18 protein-coding genes and 1 pseudogene are annotated in these 19,632 nt (G+C 73.2%); 11 read left to right on the plus strand and 8 right to left on the minus strand.

Translation table 11 applies throughout. From position 1 onward, the window contains the following. A complete protein-coding gene (fxlM, locus tag ACIQI7_RS22520) occupies positions 1-2,088 on the plus strand; it encodes a methyltransferase, FxLD system (RefSeq protein WP_401112750.1) in 2,088 nt (695 codons plus the stop codon). Between the two features lie 5 nt (positions 2,089-2,093). Continuing rightward, positions 2,094-3,221, plus strand: a complete 1,128-nt coding sequence (locus tag ACIQI7_RS22525; RefSeq protein ID WP_401112751.1) for a hypothetical protein — start codon at positions 2,094-2,096, stop codon at positions 3,219-3,221. A gap of 40 nt (positions 3,222-3,261) precedes the next feature. Here ACIQI7_RS22525 and ACIQI7_RS22530 read toward each other — a convergent pair whose 3' ends face one another. Together ACIQI7_RS22530 and ACIQI7_RS22535 are read right to left on the minus strand one after the other, a co-directional pair. Next, positions 3,262-3,975, minus strand: coding sequence for a hypothetical protein (locus ACIQI7_RS22530; RefSeq protein WP_401112752.1), 714 nt, complete (start codon positions 3,973-3,975; stop codon positions 3,262-3,264). Positions 3,976-4,258: 283 nt separating this feature from the next. After that, positions 4,259-5,818: a recombinase family protein gene (locus ACIQI7_RS22535; protein WP_401112754.1), complete on the minus strand. Its 1,560-nt coding sequence runs from the start codon at positions 5,816-5,818 to the stop codon at positions 4,259-4,261. Between the two features lie 56 nt (positions 5,819-5,874). Between ACIQI7_RS22535 and ACIQI7_RS22540 the strand changes: the two are divergent. After that, a pseudogene (locus ACIQI7_RS22540) lies at positions 5,875-6,132 on the plus strand (oxidoreductase C-terminal domain-containing protein); the annotation flags it as partial. A 54-nt stretch (positions 6,133-6,186) separates the two neighbouring features. On the opposite strand, the gene ACIQI7_RS22545 reads toward ACIQI7_RS22540, so the two are convergent. After that, the gene (locus ACIQI7_RS22545) at positions 6,187-7,173 is read right to left on the minus strand and encodes a right-handed parallel beta-helix repeat-containing protein (RefSeq protein WP_401112755.1); all 987 of its coding nucleotides are present in this window, start codon (positions 7,171-7,173) and stop codon (positions 6,187-6,189) included. Positions 7,174-7,337: 164 nt separating this feature from the next. Between ACIQI7_RS22545 and ACIQI7_RS22550 the strand changes: the two genes are divergently transcribed. After that, positions 7,338-7,754 (plus strand): DUF3592 domain-containing protein, encoded by a 417-nt coding sequence (locus ACIQI7_RS22550; protein ID WP_401112757.1) that lies wholly within the window; start codon positions 7,338-7,340, stop codon positions 7,752-7,754. A gap of 84 nt (positions 7,755-7,838) precedes the next feature. On the opposite strand, the gene ACIQI7_RS22555 is transcribed toward ACIQI7_RS22550, so the two are convergent. Together ACIQI7_RS22555 and ACIQI7_RS22560 are read right to left on the minus strand one after the other, a co-directional pair. Next, positions 7,839-8,759, minus strand: a complete 921-nt coding sequence (locus ACIQI7_RS22555; protein WP_401112759.1) for a Clp protease N-terminal domain-containing protein — start codon at positions 8,757-8,759, stop codon at positions 7,839-7,841. A 554-nt stretch (positions 8,760-9,313) separates the two neighbouring features. Continuing rightward, the gene (locus tag ACIQI7_RS22560) at positions 9,314-9,910 is read right to left on the minus strand and encodes a GNAT family N-acetyltransferase (RefSeq protein ID WP_401112760.1); all 597 of its coding nucleotides are present in this window, start codon (positions 9,908-9,910) and stop codon (positions 9,314-9,316) included. 327 nt (positions 9,911-10,237) lie between these two features. Between ACIQI7_RS22560 and ACIQI7_RS22565 the strand changes: the two genes are divergently transcribed. Together ACIQI7_RS22565 and ACIQI7_RS22570 are read left to right on the plus strand one after the other, a co-directional pair. Then, the gene (locus ACIQI7_RS22565) at positions 10,238-10,606 is read left to right on the plus strand and encodes an RNHCP domain-containing protein (RefSeq protein ID WP_401112762.1); all 369 of its coding nucleotides are present in this window, start codon (positions 10,238-10,240) and stop codon (positions 10,604-10,606) included. Between the two features lie 31 nt (positions 10,607-10,637). Continuing rightward, on the plus strand, positions 10,638-11,066 hold the full coding sequence (locus tag ACIQI7_RS22570) for an RNHCP domain-containing protein (RefSeq protein ID WP_401112763.1): 429 nt from the start codon (positions 10,638-10,640) through the stop codon (positions 11,064-11,066). A 314-nt stretch (positions 11,067-11,380) separates the two neighbouring features. On the opposite strand, the gene ACIQI7_RS22575 is transcribed toward ACIQI7_RS22570, so the two are convergent. Then, the gene (locus ACIQI7_RS22575; RefSeq protein ID WP_401112765.1) at positions 11,381-12,034 is read right to left on the minus strand and encodes a universal stress protein; all 654 of its coding nucleotides are present in this window, start codon (positions 12,032-12,034) and stop codon (positions 11,381-11,383) included. A 273-nt stretch (positions 12,035-12,307) separates the two neighbouring features. On the opposite strand from ACIQI7_RS22575, the gene ACIQI7_RS22580 reads away from it, so the two are divergent. The 5 genes from ACIQI7_RS22580 (at position 12,308) to ACIQI7_RS22600 (ending at position 17,607) form a co-directional block, all read left to right on the plus strand. Further along, positions 12,308-14,098, plus strand: a complete 1,791-nt coding sequence (locus ACIQI7_RS22580) for an oleate hydratase (protein WP_401112767.1) — start codon at positions 12,308-12,310, stop codon at positions 14,096-14,098. An 80-nt stretch (positions 14,099-14,178) separates the two neighbouring features. Further along, positions 14,179-14,526: a GntR family transcriptional regulator gene (locus ACIQI7_RS22585; protein WP_401112768.1), complete on the plus strand. Its 348-nt coding sequence runs from the start codon at positions 14,179-14,181 to the stop codon at positions 14,524-14,526. Further along, positions 14,523-15,533: a DUF1648 domain-containing protein gene (locus ACIQI7_RS22590; RefSeq protein ID WP_401112770.1), complete on the plus strand. Its 1,011-nt coding sequence runs from the start codon at positions 14,523-14,525 to the stop codon at positions 15,531-15,533. The genes ACIQI7_RS22585 and ACIQI7_RS22590 overlap by 4 nt, the downstream gene beginning before the upstream one ends. A 370-nt stretch (positions 15,534-15,903) precedes the next feature. After that, positions 15,904-16,653 (plus strand): hypothetical protein, encoded by a 750-nt coding sequence (locus ACIQI7_RS22595; RefSeq protein WP_401112772.1) that lies wholly within the window; start codon positions 15,904-15,906, stop codon positions 16,651-16,653. Between the two features lie 114 nt (positions 16,654-16,767). Further along, on the plus strand, positions 16,768-17,607 hold the full coding sequence (locus tag ACIQI7_RS22600; RefSeq protein ID WP_401112774.1) for an SAM-dependent methyltransferase: 840 nt from the start codon (positions 16,768-16,770) through the stop codon (positions 17,605-17,607). Positions 17,608-17,690: 83 nt separating this feature from the next. Here the strand turns inward: ACIQI7_RS22600 and ACIQI7_RS22605 are convergent, their stop codons facing one another. Together ACIQI7_RS22605 and ACIQI7_RS22610 are read right to left on the minus strand one after the other, a co-directional pair. After that, the gene (locus ACIQI7_RS22605; RefSeq protein WP_401112776.1) at positions 17,691-18,371 is read right to left on the minus strand and encodes a response regulator; all 681 of its coding nucleotides are present in this window, start codon (positions 18,369-18,371) and stop codon (positions 17,691-17,693) included. Next, the gene (locus ACIQI7_RS22610) at positions 18,368-19,576 is read right to left on the minus strand and encodes a sensor histidine kinase (protein ID WP_401112778.1); all 1,209 of its coding nucleotides are present in this window, start codon (positions 19,574-19,576) and stop codon (positions 18,368-18,370) included. The genes ACIQI7_RS22605 and ACIQI7_RS22610 overlap by 4 nt, the downstream gene beginning before the upstream one ends. Positions 19,577-19,632 lie beyond the last annotated feature (56 nt).

Below are 19,632 nucleotides of genomic sequence, written 5' to 3' on the forward strand. Positions count from 1 at the left end.
ATGACCACCGCCTGGATCCAGCACGACCTGACCTTCCCCGACCCCGCCGCCGTCGAACAGACCGCCGCGCATTACCTGGCCCCCGCGCTCGCCTTCGCCCAGCGCAACAGCGAACTGGACGGCTGGTGGTACATGCGCAAGAAGGGGCTGCGGCTGCGCTACCGCGCCGCCACCCCCGTCCCCGTCGTCACCGCGCTCCTGGACAGCCTCGTCGAGGAGGAACTCCTCACGGGCTGGGCCACCGTGATCTACGAGCCCGAGACCGAGGCGTTCGGCGGCGCCGAGGCCCTGGAGATCTCCCACCGGCTCTTCCATACCGACAGCCGGCACCTGCTGGCCCGGGCCGCCGAGCCCAACCCGCCCGCACTCGGCCGGACCGAGACCGTCGTCGTCCTCGTCTCCGCCATGCTCCGCGCCGCCGGACTCGACTGGTACGAACAGGGCGACGTCTGGGCCCAGTTCGCGATACTCCGCGACGCCCCGAAGCCCGTGATCCCCAACCGGCGGGCCACCCTGACCGGAGCGATGCGACATCTGATGCGCCTCGACACCCGGGCGCTCACCCGCGACGCCACCCCGCTCGCCCACCACGGCGGCTGGGTCCACGCCTTCGAGCAGGCCGGGCAGGACCTCGCCCGCCTCTCTCGCGGCGGCCGCCTCGCCCGCGGGCTGCGAGCGGTCCTCGCGCACAACCTCCTCTTCCACGCCAACCGCGCCGGCCTGCCGCTCGACCACCAAACCGCCATGGCCGCACGGGCGTTGGACGCCGTCTTCTACTCCGACGAGGGCCCCGCGCCCTCGATGCCCACCATCCGCACCACTACTAAGGTCACCTACATGACTACGCTCAGCAGCGACAACGCTTCCTCCGCCCCAACCGCTGAGGAGCTGCGCGCCGCCCTCACCGACCGGCTGGGCGCCCAGGGCGCCATCCGCACCCCTGCGGTCGAGGACGCCTTCCGCACCGTGCCCCGCGAGCACTTCCTGCCCGGCTTCCCGCTGGAGACCGCGTACGCGGACAACCCCACCTACACCAAGGCCGACGGCTCCGGCACGCAGATCAGCGCCGCCTCCCAACCCGCGATCGTCGCCCTCATGCTCGAACAGCTCGGCGCCCAGCCCGGCGAGCGGATTTTCGAGGCCGGCGCGGGCACCGGCGTCAACGCCGCCTACATGGCCACCATCGTCGGTCTGGACGGGCACGTGACGGCCGTGGATGTGGACGCGGACCTCGTCGACGGCACCCGAAAGCACCTCGCCGACGCCGGGATCACCAACGTCGAAGCGGTCCTTGGCGACGGCGCGCTCGGCCACCCCGACGGTTCGCCGTTCGACCGGGTCATCGCCACCGTGAGCACCAGCGAGATGCCCACCGCCTGGCTGGAGCAGGTCAAGCCCACCGGGCGAATCGTCCTGCCGCTGCGCCTGCGCGGCACCGCCTCGCGCACCATCGCCTTCGAACGCGGCGAGAGCGGCTGGGTGTCGGTCGACGATCAGCTCGCCGTCTTCATGCCGCTGCGCGGCAGCATGGACGACGCCCGCCGCAACGTCACCCTCACCCACCAGGGCGACGTCACCCTCCAGGTCCACAAGGACCAGCACGACGCGGTCGATGCCGGCCTGCTGCTCGGCGTTCTCGACACGGAGCGCCACGACGTCTGGACCGGCGTCACCATCCCCGCCGGCACCACCTACGAGTACCAGGACCTGTGGCTGGCCCTGCGCTGCCCCAACTCCCTGATGCGGATGAGCGTGACCGGCGACGCCCGTGCACGCGGCATCGCCCCCATGTTCGGCTGGGGCTCCATGGCCACCGTCCACTCCGACTCCCTCGCCTACCTCACCCTGCGCCCCGGCAAGCCCGACGCCGACGGCCGCAAGGCCTACGAGACCGGCGTCATCGGCCACGGCCCCTCCGGCGAACTGCTCGCCGACCTCGTGGCCGAGGAGATCCGTACCTGGAACGCCGGCTTCCGAGACCGGAAGCCGAGCTTCGAACTCCCGGACGGCCCCACCACCGCGGACCCGAGCGCCGGCCGCTTCGTCCTGAACCGCCCCCACCACCCGATCACCGTCACCTGGGAGTAGCGGCCGTGCACCCGACCGGACCGATCGCGCAGCGCTTCCCGCTGGTCGCCCGCCACCGGCCCGCGTGCCTGCCGCTGACCGCCCGTGTCGGCCGGCTCTGCGAGCTGGCCGACACGGCCTTCCGGCAGAACGACCCGGGCCTCGCATCCACCGTCTTCAACCAGGCAGCCCTCCTCGCCTCCGACCTCGACCTGCCCGACTACGCCCGCGCCCTGTGTCACCGGCACGCCGCCCTCTACCTCACTCGCGGCCCACTCCCCGCGATGAGCGCCATCCGCGGCCTGGAACCGATCGTCAACCTCGCCCGCCTCCACATCCGCGCCGGCCACCACCAACGCGGCCACCAACTCCTCCTCGACGTCTACCACGCCGTCACCACCGCCACCGAGACCATCCTCGACGGCATCACCGTTCCCGCCCATCTCACCGAAACCGATGAACAACGCCACGAAGTCCGCCAGTGGCTGTGGCGCGTCGTCATCGCCGACGGCGCCCGTGCCCTCGCCTCCGCCGGCCGCTGGACGGACGCCCTGCACCACATCGAGGAGCACCGTGGCATCGGCCGCCGCATCCTCGACGGCCGCCAGGTCGCCGTCCTCGCCTCAGCGACCAGCGACAATCTTCCCGACGCCCTCGCCCTGCTGACCGCCACCGAGCCGGGCGAGCCGTGGGAGGACGCCGTCACCGCTGCCCTCACCGCCCTGTGCCGCCCCGGCAACCGGCACGCCGCCGAGACCGCGATCGGCCATTGCCTCGCCTTCGAACCGGACGAAGGCCTAGCCGCCTTCACCACCCGCCTCGCCCTGACCGCCATCGACGCCACCGACCCGGACACCCCCGCCGCCCGAAACCTGATCAAGCAGCTGTCCAGTCGAGCCGGTAGAACGGGCGACGGCTACGCACTGCGCGAGCTTCTCACCCACCCCGGTGTCCGCGATCGCCTGGAACCGAGCCGGACGGTCGAACTCGAAAAGGCGCTCGCCATCTGCGCGCTGGGCTCCTCCGCCTTGCCCAAGCCCGTCCGCGACCGACTGGAGGACGCCCTCGCCACTGGTCGAGAGGTGCTCGAAAACTCCCCAGTGGACCCGGGCTCCTCCGAAGTCTCCCCCTCGGACGCGAAACCTCGCGCCTAGCCGCCGACCAGGAAGGCAACTCCCGGACATACATGGAAGGTCAGGGGACAGAACTCAGCAGGCGAAGCCTCGGACGCTGGCCCACGACTTCGATACCGGCCGGCGTAATGAACGACCGCCGATCGATGCTCAGGCCTGCGGTCACCGGCCCGTTCGTTCCGTCCAGGCGCCCAAGCACTGTGTCGATGTCCTCCGTCAGCACCCAGGAGGACGAGAGCATGCCGAATGGTCCGGCCTCTGGTGCCTCGACCAGGCGGAACCGCAAGGTGATCTCCGGTTTCGGCCCGCGGCCGGCCCTGGATGCCGCACGACGCTGACTCCAGGTGGGCGGGCAGCCACAAGCTTCTCCCGCGATCGTGGCCGGCCGCAGGTGTCGGACTCCGTCACAGACGTGCTCCCCTTGCCGCCCCCGCGTGACCATCCTGAAGTCCAGGGACTGCGGCCCGTCGAGTGTGATCTCGAAACGGTCCCGGCGGGTGATCCACTCACTCCCGGACCGCCCCGTCCTCACATCGCCGCCGAGCAACCCTGCCAACGCCGCCGCCTCTTCCCGTGACGACATGGAGACTCGCCAACCGTGGTCCAGCGCTGCCGGTTCACCGGCAGGCCCACTCGCGTGGAATCGCCCAACGACACGGCCCGAACTTCGGTTTCCACAAGCACCCCTGCCACGGACAGAAGAAGCGCCGGCCGACACCGCGAAGAACAACGAGACCTCCGAGAGTCCGTGGAGCAGGAGCCCCGGATGATCCACGGAAACAGCAGCTTGGTGAGGCCGCGCTTCTCTGGTAGGTCGGTTCTGCGTTCATAACGGCTGTGAGGTCCGACAACGAGAATGTCGCCAATCTTCCTGACCCGAGCCAGTTTCGTCGCCCCTTGATTACTTGACCCGTCGGGCTCCGGCTAGAAACAGGACTTCAGCCTGGGACGCTCAGGAGACTGGCTCGTCCAGCCAGTGGAGTACAGGCGAAAGGCAGCACGCCCAGCGGACCTTGATCCGTTGAACGTGCGCCTTGTTCACGCTATGGGGTGCTCTATCAGGCTGCGGACGACGAAGGCTCCGCGGGTGCCCACGGGTCCGGCTGATCAAGCCAGTGGATTTCCACGCGGGTCGGGTCGAACCGATTGTCTCCCCGCGTGCCCCTGGCGACGACCAGGCGCCGGATGACCAATCGGAGCAGGTCCCGCCGTAGTGCGTGGTCCGCGTTCTCCCACGCCTCGCTGATCTGTTCATGTTCCAGTAGCCACCCGATGTCGAGCTTCTTCGGGGCGAGCGCGGCCACGCGGTCCAGGGCCGTCTGGAGGGCTACGCGCGCCTCGGCCTGGATGCGAGGCAGGTGGACATCGAACGGCGGGTCGTACATGCCCGCCGCCTGCTGCTCCGCGATGCGCTGCACACGCTGCTCGGCCGTCTTCTGAGCAGCCAGGGCGTCGGCCAGCTCCTCTGCCGTCTCCGGGTTCTGCAGGCCCGCGTAACGCTCCGCGGCGATCCACAGAAGAGGATCGGTCTCGTCTCCGGCGTTCATGCGGTCGAACCACGCCAGCGTCACGTGTTTTTCCAGCGTCGTCCGCGTGACGCTCACCGGGTCCGGGCAGAACTTCCCCGCCCCATGCCTCGCGCACACGTGACTCCGCCCACCACTGGCGGCACCCTTACAACCCCGGCACCGTGCGAGGTCGGTCAGAAGGTGGTACTTCTTGCTACTCGGCTGCTCCTCGTACCTCAGGTGCCCTCGCAGAGCCGCGCGCGCCTTCCGGACGATCTCCGGTGCTATCGGCGTGGCGCCCTCAGCCAGCACGCTGATGCGCTCGCCGGTGACAGGATGCCGGTAGACCGCGTCCTCGCCAGTGACGGCCCCCTGCGCCACGCTCACCTGCCATCCCTCGTACACCGGGTGCCAGATCATCTTCGAGATGGTGGACGCTTGCCACTCCCCGCCGCCAGGCGACGGGATCGGAGACCGCCCGGAGTTGAGTGCGCGCCCCAGCATGCGGGCGGGCACGCCCAAGGCGACGGACTCGAAGACGTGCTCCACGTAGCGCCATGTGTCCGCACTGTTCTTGAGCTTCCGAGTGTCCGGCCCGTCCAGCTCAAAGCCGTAGGGCAGCCTGCCGAGCCACTTCCCCGCATTGCGTTGCGTGGCCTTGGTGGCGGTCAGGTTGAAGCTCAGACGCTGCGAGAACTCGCGCGCCTGCTCGGCCCTGTCGATGATCCACCGCCGATCGCGCTCGATCGAGCTGTCCAGACCCTCGTAGTCGAAGATCACCCTGGCCTTGCCGAGGATGGGCACGATCTCGTCCGCCCCCTTGCGGGTGAAGCGGTCCAGGAACGCGCACCACAAGATCGGCACCTCTCCGGCCAGCACCGCGGACACAGCCTTGTCGAACTCGGGCCGCGTCACGTCCGACCACGCCGACAGGTTGTCCACCCAGACTTCCCGGACCCTCTTCCCGTTCTTGGCCGCCCACGCGCGGCCCAGTTCCTCCTGGGTCTGCACGGACAGAAGATCGCGCGGGTCCTCCGTGCGGATCTTCTTGGACTTGCGCAGGTAGAGGTCGACCTCTTCCATGTCGGGCATCGGGGCTGTGCGGTGCATTGGTCGAGTCTCCCATATCGAACAAACGGGCAGGTCAGGCAGCATGCCTGGCTGTCTACTCGACTGACCAGTACGACCTCGGGATGGAGTACGTCGGCTACGTCGAGCCGGACGGCTACGACCGGGTGGTGTTCCGCGGCGACCCGGCCACCCGCGAGTTCATCGCGTTCTGGCTGTCCGGCGGCCGGGTGCTCGCGGGGATGAACGTCAACGTCTGGGACGTCACCGACCCGATCCGCGAACTGGTCCGCTCGGGGCGGGTGGTGGACGCCGGGGCGCTGGCCGACCCGGACGTGCCGCTCGACGCGCTGTAGCCGGCGGGCCGCGGTCGGCGGTCGGCGGGAGGTGCTCGGCGCGCCGTCGCGGGCTCAGCCCACCGGGACGCCGGGGTTCACCAGGCCCCGGCCCCCGGTGACGGTGTTGCCCGCGCCGATGGTGACCTTGCACCTCGCCGCGTCGTAGCCGGTCACGTCGATCGCGTACCGGTCCGGGCCGGTGGCGCCGGTGAGGTCGGAGCGGTTGCCCCGGAAGACGGTGCCGCAGCCCCAGCCGGGCTGCACGCTGTGGGTCTGGTAGCCGTCGTCGGTGGTGCGGCGGCCGGTGTTGTTCTCGATGACGTAGTCGTTGCCCTTCACGTCGACCCAGGAGTCGTCGTAGTTGCGCCCGGTGAGGCCGTCGCCGTCGAAGGTGTTGCCGGAGACCAGGCCGCCGGTGGTGCCCTCCTTGAGGTCGACGTTCTCGCCGCCGATGTTCGGGCCGAAGGTGTTTCCGGTGATCCGCACGTGGTCGCTGTGGTCGGAGAGGGTGTTGGCGGTGCCGACGTAGACGCCCTCGCCCTTGCCGTCCCGGCTCAGGCCGGTGTCGTGGACGCGCGAGTCGCGCAGCGTGCCGTACGCACTGGAGTTGCGGAAGTGCACGCCCTCCATGGTGGTGTGGTGGACCGTCACGCCGTCCAGCACCACGTGGTTCGCGGCGTCGGCCATGATGCCCTTCTGGGCGCCGGTGACGGTCAGCCCCTGGACGGTCCAGTAGCTCGCTCCGTCGAGGTGCAGGCCGTAGCCGCCGCCGGTGGGGGTGGTGAGGACGGCCTTCGCGGAGCCGACGAGGGTGATCCGGGCGGTGGCGGTACCGGCGACGGTGGCCTTGAAGTTGCCGGAGTAGGTGCCGTCGGCGAGTTGGATGGTCCGGCCGGGCACGGCGGCCGCGAGGGCGCTCCGGAGCTGTTCGGCGGTGCTGACCCTGACCACCGCCGTCGGCGTGGCGGCGTCGGCGGCCACGGCCGCGGGGGCGGCGCCGCCGAGGGCGAGGACGGCGAGCGCGGCGAGGACGGCGGGGACGGCGGGGCGCTTGGTCACGGACGGTGCTCCTTGCGGTGGTCGGGGCCGGCCGGGGCGACGGGGGCCGGTGGTGACAGGAACATGCCGTCGCCCAGGGTGGACTGGACCATTCCGGGGCGTCAAGAGCGCCTCGTCCGCGTGATACTGGAGCCCGGGGCGGGTTCGCGGACAGGGAGGCGGCGATGGGCGGTACGGCCGGGTTCGCCGTGGTGGTGTTCGGCGCGCTGGGCGGCGTGGTCGCCTACCTCGCCGGGGCGGTCGGCCTGCGCGACCTGCGGCGGCTGCGCCGGGTCGGCGTCCCGGTGCGGGCGCTGGTGCGCGAGCGCGCCCTGGCCCCGGAGGACCGCACCCTGCCGCCGCGGCCGCTGCTCCAGTTCGAGACCGCGGACGGCCGGGTGGTCGAGGTCTTCTCCCCCGTCCCCTCCACCGCCCGCCATCCGCTGCCGGACGGCGGCTTCGTCCCGGTCCGCTACGACCCGGCGGACCCTCGGCAGGTGCTGGTGGACGGGCGGGAGCGCGCGGGGCTGGAGTACGGGTTCCTCGCGCTCGGCGTGCTGGCGGTGCTCGGAGCGATCGCGCTCGGCGCCGCAGTGCTCTGAGCGGCCGCGCCGGTCACCACGGCGAGCGGGCCGTCGGGGACGGTGACGTGGATCGCCCCGGCGGTCCGCCCCCTCGGCGGCGCCTCAGCCCCGCAGGGCTTCGACCAGGCGCCGGGCCCGGGTGTCCTCCTCCAGCAGCGCCCGCACCAACCGGTCACCGCCCTCGCCCTCGGCCTCGGCCAGGTAGGCCTCGACCGCGCGCGGGTCGGCGGGCAGCGTCACCTCGCCGGAGCCGAGCGCGGCGTGCGCCCGGGCGTAGTCGAGGCCGAGCCCGGCGAGCAGCTCGCCGGCGCCGAACCCCTCCGCCGCTCCCGGTTCGTGGCGGGCCACTTCGCGCACCGCCAGCAGGGCCAGCAGGACGTGCTCGGTGCCGGGCGTACGGCGCCCGAGGCGCTCCGCCTGGGCGTCTGCCTCCAGCCGGATCCAGGCCGCCGGACCGGACGGGCCCGACCGCAGCAGGCGCTTCCAGCGCGGGGCCCCCCGGGTGCGGCGGGCCAGCAGCGCCTCCCGGGTGGGTCGCAGCAGCGGGTCCAGCCCGCCACCCGGCTGCCCGGCGGCGTCCAGCCGGTCCAGGACGGCCTGCGGGGCGACACCGGCCGCGCGCAGCAGTTCGGCGGCGCGGGTCGGCCGGTCGTCCTCGTCGGCGAGCAGGGCGCGCAGCAGCTGGGCGGCGGTACAGGCCGGACCGCCGTCCCGGCGGGCGTGCCCGGTCGCGGCGGTGAGCGCCCGGGCGGCGGCCTCGCTCAGCAGCCGCCCGTCCTCGTCGGCGGTGCCGAGCACCTCGCGGGCGGGGACGGCGGCGGGACCGTCGTCGGCCGTCCAGCGCCCCTCGCGCTCCCGGAGCAGGGCGCGCAGGGTGTCCGCACCCGCCCCGGCGGCGGCGAGGGCGTGGCCGGCGGGGCCGGTCTCCCCGGCCACGGCGAGCAGGAGGTGTTCCGTCCCGAGCCGCCCGGCCCCCGGCCCGCCGAGCGCGTGCCAGTCCGGCTCCAGCATGGTCGTCTCCATCGGCCCCTCCCACGGCTGCGGCTTTACTGGAACCATACGCCCGCTTTTCCTTCTCTTTAGAGTTTCCCGCACATCGGGACCGCGTCCGGGCGGCTCGGACGCGGAACCCGACCGGACCCGGCGGACGGACGCGGAAGACCGGACACCGCACCGTCGTTACCACCTGGTGCCACCGTGAGGACCACACCGCGAGAAGGGGTGAGCACCGTGGCCGACACCCGCCCCGGGCCGGGCCGGGGCCCGGGGGCGCAGGCGCCGCTGGACGCCTGCTCCCGGATCGTCACCTCCGTCGCCGCCGCGCCGACCCCCTCGGTCGCCGCGCCGGATGACCCCGGCGCGGGCGGGGCGGCTGGTTCAGCACCTCACTCGGCTCGGTGGTGGTCTTCACCGAGGACGGGTCGCCCGGCTCCGCCGACCGCGCCGGGCGGCACGAGGGCGAACCTGCTGCTCACCGCCGCCGGCGGGCCGGTGGGCAGCGCCCAGGCCTCCATCGGCTGATGCGGGGCCGAGCTGCCCGCCGAGGACTGACCCCGGAGCCGGCGCCGGGGTGCGCCCTACCCGCGGGCCCCGCGCCGCATCACCCAGAGCGCCGGCCCGTCCTCCGGCAGCCTGACCTCCTCCAACACCTCGAACCCGAAGTGCCGGTAGACCGCGAGGTTCGCCTCCTTGGAGGACTCCAGGTAGACCGGCAGCCCCTGCGCGTCGGCCTTGGCCAGCCCGGAGCGCAGCAGTGCGGCGCCCTGCCCCCGGCCCTGGGCCGCCGGGTCGGTGCCGATGACCGCCAGGTACCAGTGCGGCTCCTGCGGCACGTTCGCGGCGGCCGCTTCGACGGAGCGCTGGAACGGCTCGGCCCGGTCACCGAGGAGCGCCGCCAGTTCCCCGAGTGTCTGCGCGTCCGGAACGGCCTTGTCCTGCGCCTGCGGCGGCATCCATAAGGCGGCGGCGTCCGCGGTCCGCTCGCACACCCCGTGCCGGACGTACTGCCGGGTGAACAGTGTGGTGAAGTAACCGTCCAGCCCCGCCGGCCGGGTGGCCGGGTCGGGGAAGAGCCAGCACATCGCCGGGTCGTCGGCGAAGGCGAGGGCCAGGGATCGGCTGACTGACGACGCGTCATCGAGCGTGGCGGCCTGCGGCACGTTGGTCATCTGCATACGGACATCCTGCGTGCCCTTTATCTCCGGCACGGCGGCGAGGGCCGGTTGACGAGCGGGGCGGACGAGCGGACGGACGAACCGGCGGACGAACGGGGTGACGGATAAATCGTTGGCACCCGCGCGACCGCCGTGGTTACGCTGACCCCGTTCCGTACCGGTCGACGACCCGGGCCGCGTGCCCGATCGAGAGGGTGTCTTGATGTCCCGCCTTGCGCCGAGTGCGCCTCGCCACGCCGCCTGACGGCCACTGCCTGACGAACCGTCGAGGCCACTCGGCCTGCTCTTGCTGCCATCGCACGAACCCCCCAGCAAGGAGCACCCCGGGTGTCCAGCACCTCCAGCACTCCCCCCGTCCTGAAGACCTCCACCTTCGCCTGCGCCTGGTGCGGTCTGACCGTCTCCACCTACGCCGCCGACGGCACGCGGCGCAACCACTGCCCGTCCTGCCTGCACTCCCGGCACGTCGTCGACCAGGTCGAGGGCGGTCCGAGCGACTGCCACGGCCGGATGTCGCCGATCGCCATCGCCGTGCTGCGCACCGGCGACTGGACGGTCGTCCACCGGTGCGTACGGTGCGACGAGCTGACGTCCACTCCGGTCTGCGCGGACGACAACCAGCTCGTCCTGATGCGGATGGCCGTCCGGCCGCTCGCCCAACCGCCGTTCCCGCTCGAAGCGTTCGGCACCCTCTGAACCGCGCACGGAGAGGAGGGAGCGGCGAACCATGCCACGACGCAAGAACACCGACGGCGGGGGCCGGCGGGAACGCCGCCCGCAGCGGCACAAGGACGTCCTGCACGGGCAGGGCGGCCATCGGGCGAACGCCTTCCGCTGCGTGGACTGCCGGCTGGACGTCCCGCTGGACGCCCCCGGCACGGCCCATCGCAACCACTGCCCGAACTGCCTGGCCAGTCGTCATGTCGACGGCCGGATACCGGGCGACCGGGCGGCCGGCTGCGGCGGCCGGATGGCGGTGCTGAGCCTGTCGGTCCGTGCCGACGGCGAGTGGATGATCATCCACCAGTGCCTGTCCTGCGGCGAGTTGAGCGCCAACCGGATCGCCGGGGACGACAACGCCCTGGCCCTGGTCCGCCTGGCCCTCAAACCGCTGCGGGACACCACCCTGGCCCACCGCACTTTGCTCACGCTGTAACCGCTCGATCCGCACGACCCGACCGGAGCGCGCGGGGTGGTCGCGGCGGGCCCGTCCGTAGAGGCAGGCCCGCCGTCCGAACCGGCGACCACCCCGCGCGCCCGGCCACCTGTCCCCACCGGTTCGCCCGGGGCTCCGGCTACCGGCCGGAGCCCCGGACTCTCGGCCCGGTCCGTCCGTACCGGCGGACCGTCCACCGGCGGACCGTTCACGGGGCGTCGCCTCAGCGCGGAGCGCGGCTCAGCGCGGGCTGCCGAAGCGCAGCGGCGACACCCCGGGGCCGGCCGAGTGCGTCCGCACCGCGAACTACCGCTCTACCGCTCCGCCACGAGGAGCCCTGGCAGCGGCCCGGCCGACAGGTGCCGGCGGGCGCGCCGCCGCGCCGACTCCAGCCGGTGCAGGTCGTGCAGCAGCTCGGGCGCCGGGACGGTCAGCACCGGGCAGCCCGCCCGTCGGGAGCAGTAGCCGGGCACCGAGCGCCGCAGCCGGCGGTGCAGCGGGCCGCCGCTCCGGCCGAGGACCAGCAGGTCGTCCGGCCGGTCGGCGACGTGCAGCAGGGCCGGGCCGGCCTCGCCGCGGATCACCACCGGGCGCAACGGGACGCCGGGGTCGGCTCCGCCGAAGGCCGCGTCGAGGGCGTCCCGCAGACGCTGTTCGGCGGCCTCCCGAACGGCGGCCAGCAGCGGCGGGCAGGGCGAGCGCCGGTAGCCGTGTTCGCCGCCGGGCGGCTCCCAGGCGAGCACCGGCACCAGGTCGGCGCCGCGGCTGCGGGCCTCGGCGAGGCCGCGGTGCAGCGCCGCCAGGCTTCCCAGCGATCCGCTGACCCCGACCACCACCCGGGGCGCCGCGCCGTCCGCGCGCCGCTCGTTGCCGTGCCGCCCGTCCGCGTGCCGCCCGTCCCCGCGCCGCCCGTCCGCGTGCCGCCCGTCCCCGCGCCGCCCGTCCGCGTGCCGCCCGTTGCCGTGCATGATCCGTCCTCGTGTGGTCGTGTCCTCCGTCGCTCCCCAGCCAACCGCCGTACCCGGGCTGACCTGCGTTCCTTGACGCCTTCCTGACGTTCCGGGCGGTGTTCCCAACGCCCTCCATACGCGGCCCGCCGGGTGTCCGGCCCGTCCGCGTGTCCCCCGTTCGGCCTACTCAGCAGGCGAAGATCACCGACGGATGGGTGGATGGAGACGGCCCGCCGGGATGCGGCATGCCCGACGGGCGGTTCGATGCCGAACTTTCTAGGGAGCACGGGCTTGTACTACAGCAGCGGCAACTACGAGGCGTTCGCCCGGCCGAGGAAGCCGGAGGGGGCCGACCGCAAGCGGGCGTGGTTCGTCGGGTCGGGGATCGCGGCCCTGGCCGGGGCGGCCTTCCTGGTCCGGGACGGCCAGGTGCCCGGCGAGCGGATCACCGTCCTGGAGCGGCTCAAGCTGGCCGGCGGCGCGCTGGACGGGATCGAGGTGCCCGAGAAGGGCTTCGTGGTCCGCGGCGGGCGCGAGCTGGAGGACCACATGGAGTGCCTGTGGGACCTCTTCCGTTCGGTGCCCTCGCTGGAGGTCGACGGCGCGTCCGTGCTGGACGAGTTCTACTGGCTGAACAAGGACGACCCCAACTTCTCGCTCCAGCGGGTCACCGAGCGCCGCGGCCAGGACGCCCGCACCGACGGCCGGTTCGCGCTCGACGACAAGGCGCAGAAGGACCTGGTCCGGGTCTTCCTCGCCACCCGGGAGGAGTTGGAGGGCAAGCGGATCGACGAGGTCTTCTCGCGGAATTTCCTGGACAGCGGCTTCTGGTTGTACTGGCGCACCATGTTCGCCTTCGAGGAATGGCACGGCGCGCTGGAGATGAAGCTCTACCTGCACCGCTTCGTCCACCACATCGGCGGCCTGCCGGACCTGTCCGCGCTGAAGTTCACCAAGTACAACCAGTACGAGTCCCTGGTCCTGCCGCTCACCCACTGGCTGATGGACCAGGGCGTGCGGTTCCGCTACGAGGTCGAGGTCACCGACATCGACTTCGACCTCGCCCCGGCCACCGCCGACTCCCCCGCCCGCAAGCAGGCCACCCGGATCCACTGGCGGGAGGTCGGCCGGGAGGGCGGGGTGGACCTCGGCCCGGACGACCTGGTGTTCACCACCATCGGCTCGCTCACCGAGAACTCCGACGACGGCGACCAGCACACCCCGGCCCGGCTGGACGAGGGCCCGGCCCCGGCCTGGGACCTGTGGCGCCGGATCGCCGCCAAGGACCCGGCGTTCGGCCGCCCCGAGGTGTTCTGCGGCAACATCGCCGAGAGCAAGTGGGAGTCGGCGACCGTCACCACCCTGGACGCGCGCATCCCGCACTACATCCGGAAGGTCGCCGGGCGCGACCCGTTCGGCGGCGGCGTGGTCACCGGCGGCATCGTCACCGCCCGGGACTCCTCCTGGTTGCTGAGCTGGACGGTCAACCGCCAGCCGCACTTCAAGAAGCAGCCCGCCGACCAGGTCGTGGCCTGGGTCTACTCGCTGTTCGTCGACCGCCCTGGCGACTTCGTGAAGAAGCCGATGCAGGAGTGCACCGGCGAGGAGATCACCCAGGAGTGGCTGTACCACCTGGGCGTGCCGGTCGAGGAGATCCCGGAGCTGGCCGCGCGGGCCGCCCGCTGCGTGCCGGTGATGATGCCGTACGTGACGTCCTTCTTCCTGCCCCGGCGCGCTGGCGACCGGCCGGACGTGGTGCCCGAGGGCGCCGTCAACTTCGCCTTCATCGGCCAGTTCGCGGAGACCACCCGGGACTGCGTCTTCACCACCGAGTACTCGGTGCGCACCGGCATGGAGGCCGCCTACCGGCTGCTCGACGTCGAGCGCGGCGTGCCGGAGGTGTTCAACTCCACCTACGACGTGCGCAAGCTGCTCGCCGCCACCACCCGGCTCCGGGACGGCGCCGAACTCGACCTGCCCGGGCCGGAGTTCCTGCGCAAGCGGCTGCTGCACCGGTTGGAGGCCACCGAGATCGGCGAGCTGATGCAGGAGTTCGGGCTGATCGGGGACGAGCGGGGGTAGCCGCCGCGCGCGGTGGAACGGGCGGGCGGGCGCCGGGGAGGGTGGCTTCAACGATGAATGGTGCTATCGTCAATAGCACCATGTTGCTGAAGCTGGACATCGGGGACACCCGACCACTGCACGAACAGGTCGCCGGAGCGATCAGACGCGCCGTCGCCGAGGGCGAGTGCGCCCCCGGCGACAAACTGCCCCCGGCCCGGGAGCTCTCCCGGGCCCTGGGGGTGAACGCCAACACCGTCCTGCGCGGGCTGCGCACGCTGCGCGACGAGGGGGTGCTGGAGTTCCGCCGGGGCCGCGGCATCACGATCGCGACCGGCGCCGACACCCGCTCCGAACTGGTGGAGCGGGTACGGCGGTTGGTCGAGGACGCGGCCCGGGACGGCTACAGCAGGAACGATCTCGTGGACATGATCAGGGGGATGTCGTGACGGACGAGGGAACGACGGAGCCGACGGCGGCGCAGCGGCGGGCACCACGCGGTGCCGTCTGGGCCGCGGCGGCCTGGTCGGTCGGCGTGCTGGCACTGCTGATCGCCCTGCCGCTGGTGGCGCGCCACCGGCTGCCGGACGAGCTGGCCACCCACTGGGACGGACGGAAGCCGAACGACTCGATGTCGCTGACGGCGGCCACACTCGTCCCGGCGGTGTTCTGGGCGGTCCTGGTGCTGACCGCGGTGGCCCTGCAGCGCTACCGGGCCGGTCGGCTGCCGGGGGCGGCGGCGGCCACGCTGGCGACCGGCGGGGTGCTGCTGACGGGGGCACAGGCCTCCATCGTGCACGCGAACCTGGACCGCACCCGCTGGCAGGACGCCGCACCGATGGGCGTCGAGGTGGTCCTCGTCCTGCTGGCCACCGGCCTCGCCGGGCTGTTGGTCTGGCTGGCGAGCCGCCGCTACGGCGGCCGGCCCGAGCCGCGCCCGGCGGCCGGGGCACCGGCGCTGGAGGTGCCGGCGGGCGAGCGGTTCGTCTGGCTGTCCCGGGCGGCCAACCCGTGGCTGCAACTGGCCGCGGCGGTGTTCGGACTGGCCGCGGCGGCGGGGCTGCTGGCCGTCGTGAGCGGGGTCTCCGACCTGGACTGGGCGCTGGTGCTGCCGTTCACCGTCGCCTCCCTCGCGTGCCTGGCCTGCTGCTCGGTGCGGGTACGGGTGACCGCCCGCGGCCTGACCGTCGGCTTCGGCCCGTTCGGCTGGCCGGCCCGCCACTGGTCCCCGGCCGACCTCGACTCCGCCCGCGCCGAGGAGCGCACCGCCGCGCAGACGGGCGGCTGGGGCTACCGGATCAACGGGCTCGGCACCACCGTGATGCTGCGCCGGGGCGTCTGCCTGGTGGTCCGCACCCGCCGGGGCACGGACTTCGCGGTCAGCGTCGACGACGCCGAGCGCGGGGCGGCCCTGCTCAACGCGCTGATCGCGCACACCCGGCAGCCCACCGGCTGAACCGTTTCGGCGGCAGGCGGCGGAGGCGGTCCGGCCGTGGTGGCCGCACCGCCTCCGCCGTCGTCAGGGCTCCCCCTCCGCGCCGCCGGTCCGCCGGTCCGGCCCCGTTCCGGGAGCGCCGGCCCGACCTGCCCGGGGCCGTCGGACCGGTACGGCCCGGGCAGCCGTGGTCGATGGTGGCCCTGGTTCTCCGGACGGTCACCGAGAACGTAAACCGCCCGGATCGGTGGTGCTTCGAACGCCGATCCGGGTACACAAGTCGACGGTCGCTCAGGTGTGTGGTGGCGCCCGTCCGCCCCGCCCCGCGCCGTCCCCTCGCGACCGGAGGACCAGCGGGCCCCGCGCCCGTGCGAAAGGCAAGGAGGCGTCCGTGCCCAACGACTCGCGCACGCAGCACTCCCCCGACGTCCGGCACAGCGCCCAGGACGTTCGGACCATCGCGATCCTGCGCCTCGGCGTCGGCCTGATCGGCATCCTGCTGCCGCCGGCCCTGCCGTTCGGCAACTGGCTGGCCGCCCAGGTGACGGGGCGCAGCACCGACGGCTTCTGGCCGGACTCGATGAGCGGCTCGTACTACACCGACACCCGGGACCTCTTCGTCGGCGGGCTGTGCGCCCTCGGGGTGTTCCTGATCTGCTACCGCTTCGACCGCCGGGACGACCGCTGGAGCACGGCCGCCGGGTTCTTCGCGCTCGGGGTCGCGCTGTGCCCGACGACCCCGGACGGCGCGTCCGGCGTCCAGCGGACCGTCGGGGTGCTCCACCTGGTCTTCGCCGGCCTGCTGTTCGTCATGCTGGCGCTGTTCTGCCTCTACTCCTTCCGCAATCCCCGCTCCGCCCAGTCGGCCCGGGTGGGCAGGGCCTACCTGGTGGCCGGGGTGGTGATCCTGGCCGCCCTGGCGCTCTCCCTCCTGGCCGGGGCGGCGGGCGTCGGCTCCGACTGGTCGGTGCGGCCGCTGTACCTGTCCGAATGGCTGGCGACCTGGGCCTTCGGCATCGCCTGGATCGGCGCCGCGCTCGAACTCGCGGCGCACGGCCGGGGCGACACCGACACCGCCGCCGTCCCCCGCCAGCCGGGCGCCGTCGTGCTCGAACCGAGCTCCCCGGAGGCACCGGCCTGAGACCCCGTCATCCCGCTGTTCCCGGCGACCGTTACCATGCGCACCGTGGACCGCCACCACGGCGGCCGGTGACGGATCGTCCGGGAACGGATGTCCAGGAGCGGGAGAACGAGCATGGCGAACGAGATCCGGACGGAGCACGGTCCGCGCGAGGACTACCCGTCGGTGGACCTGCGGATGGACGTTCCGCACTCCGCCCGGGTCTACGACTACCTCATCGGCGGCAAGACGAACTTCGAGGCGGACCGCACCGCCGCGCACGCCTCGGTGCAGGCCTGGCCGTCGCTGCCGATCTCGATGCGCACCACCCGCGAGTTCATGCAGCGCTCGGTGCGCCGGCTCGCCGAGGACTACGGCGTGCGGCAGTTCCTCGACATCGGCACCGGCATCCCGACCTCGCCGAACGTCCACGAGATCGCCCAGGCGGTCGCCCCCGGGGCCCGGGTCGCGTACGTGGACAACGACCCGATCGTGCTGACCCACGCGCGGGCCCTGATGGACAGCTCTCCCGAGGGCCGCACCTGTTACGTGGACGCCGACTTCCGCGACCCGGAGTCGATCATCGCCGACCCCCGGCTGCGCGAGGTGCTCGACCTCTCGCAGCCGGTGGCGCTGTCGCTGATCGCGATCGTCCACTTCGTGCTGGACGAGGACGACCCGCAGGGCATCGTGCGCCGCTTCATGGACGCACTGGCGCCCGGCAGCTTCCTCGCCCTGACGGTCTTCACCGGTGACACCGACCCGGTGGGCGTGGGCGGCGTCGGCCGCGAGTACAACGCGCGCGGCATCCCGCTCCAGATCCGGAACAAGGCCGAGACGGAGGCGTTCTTCGACGGCTACGAGCTGCTCGACCCGGGCGTCACGCTGGTGCACCACTGGCGCCCGGACGCCGGCGCCGCGCCCGTCCGCGACCAGGACATCGCGATGTACGCGGGCGTGGCGATCAAGCGCTGAGCGCCGACGCTTGGCGACCGACCGCCGAATCGTTTCTTCGACGGAATCGTTTCCGCTGCAGGTCGTTTCCGCGGCGGGCCCGGTCAGCCCGACGCCGAGACCGAGACCAGGCCCGCCTCGTACGCCAGGATGACCAGCTGCACCCGGTCCCGGGCGTCGAGCTTGGCCAGCAGCCGGGTCATGTAGGTCTTGACGGTCGCGACGCTGAGCACCAGCTCGGCGGCGATCTCGGCGTTGGACAGCCCCCGCCCGACCAAGGTGAGGATCTCCCGCTCGCGCCCGGTGATCGCCGCCAGCCGCCGCTCGACGGCGGCGGCCGGGCCCGGGGCGTTCGTCGGCGGGCGCCCCGCGACGAACGCCCCGATCAGCCGACGGGTGACGCCCGGGGCGATCAGCGCGTCCCCCGCGGCGACCACCCGCACCGCGCCGAGGATGTCGTCCAGCGCCATGTCCTTGACCAGGAAGCCGGACGCCCCCGCGTGCAGCGCCGCGTACACGTGCTCGTCCTCGTCGAAGGTGGTGAGCACCACCACCCTGGTCGGCCCGCCCTCGGCGGTCACCAGCCTGGTCGCCTCGATGCCGTCCATGCCGGGCATCCGGATGTCCATCACCACGACGTCCGGCCGCAGTTCGGCGGCCAGCCGGACGGCCTCCACCCCGGTGCCCGCCTCGCCGACCACCTCGACGTCCGGCGTCTCCGCGATCACCATCTCCAGCGCGGCGCGCACCAGCGGCTGGTCGTCGGCCAGCACCACCCGGATCACGCCGCCACCTCCCCGCCCGACGCGGACGGGCCCGGCACCGGCAGCCGGGCGGCCACCCGGAAGCCGCCCCCGGGCAGCGGCCCGGCCTCGAACTCGCCGCGCAGCAGGGCGACCCGCTCCCGCAGCCCCGCCAGCCCGAACCCGGCGCCGGGCCCGTGGCCCCGGCCCCGCCCCCGGTCGGTGACCTCGACGGACAGCTCCCCCGCCGTACGGTGGTCCACCGCGACCACGCAGGTGCCGACGTCCGCGTGCCGCACCACGTTGGTGACCGACTCCTGGACGATCCGGAAGGCCGCGAGGTCCACCTCCGGCGGCAGCGGCCCCGGTTCGCCGTGCCGCCGCACCTCCACCCGCACCCCCGCGGCCGTGGTCGCCCCGGCCAGCCGGTCGAGGTCGGCCAGGCCCTGCGGAACCGTGGCCGAGGCCTCGCCGTCGGCCCGGCGCAGCACGACCAGCATCCGGCGCAGCGCGGCCAGGGTGTCCCGTCCGGCGGCCTCGATCTCGCCCAGCGCCTGCTCGGCCCGCTCCGGCCGACGGCCGATCACCCGGCGGGCCGCGCCGGCCTGGAGGGCGACGACGCCCAGGCCGTGCGCGACGGTGTCGTGCATCTCGCGGGCGATCCGCAGCCGTTCGGCGGTGACCGCCTCCTCGGCCGCGCGGGCGCTGAGCGCCGTGGCGTGCTCCCGGTTCTGCCGTGCCGAGCGGCCGACCAGCCAGGCGACCAGCGCGAGCAGTGCGGCGCCGTCGGCCGAGCCGATGTGGGTGCCGGTGAAGACGCCCACCGTGCTGCCGCGCACCAGGCCGATGTGCAGCACCAGGAAGAGCATGACCAGCGCGAACGCGGCCCGGGAGCTGCGCCGCGGCCGGGTCGCGGTGATCAGGCAGAGCGCGGCGTCCACCGCGAGCAGCGCGCCGGGCGGCACCTGGGCGCCGGCGGCCCAGCCGTCCGTCTCGGTGAACGCGGCGACCAGCAGCAGGGCGACGGAGAGCACCGGCAGCCGTCGCACCAGCGCCGCGCCCGCGAAGGCCACCACCGTGTCGGCCAGGGTGAACGCCCAGCCGCCGTGCGCGGCGGCGCCGGGGTGCTGCGCGGCGGCTCCGCCGAGCAGGACGGCCGGGTAGCCGGCGGCCACGCACCAGGCGAGGCCGACCCAGGCCTCGGGCGGGACGCGCCGGAGCAGTGGCGGGGAGGGGGTCGAGGGCATGGTTCGAGATCGTAACGGCGCTCCTCGGCGCCGTCATCCGACCGTGGTTGTACGGC

The organism is Kitasatospora sp. NPDC092039 (assembly GCF_044756065.1).
Lineage (GTDB): Bacteria > Actinomycetota > Actinomycetes > Streptomycetales > Streptomycetaceae > Kitasatospora.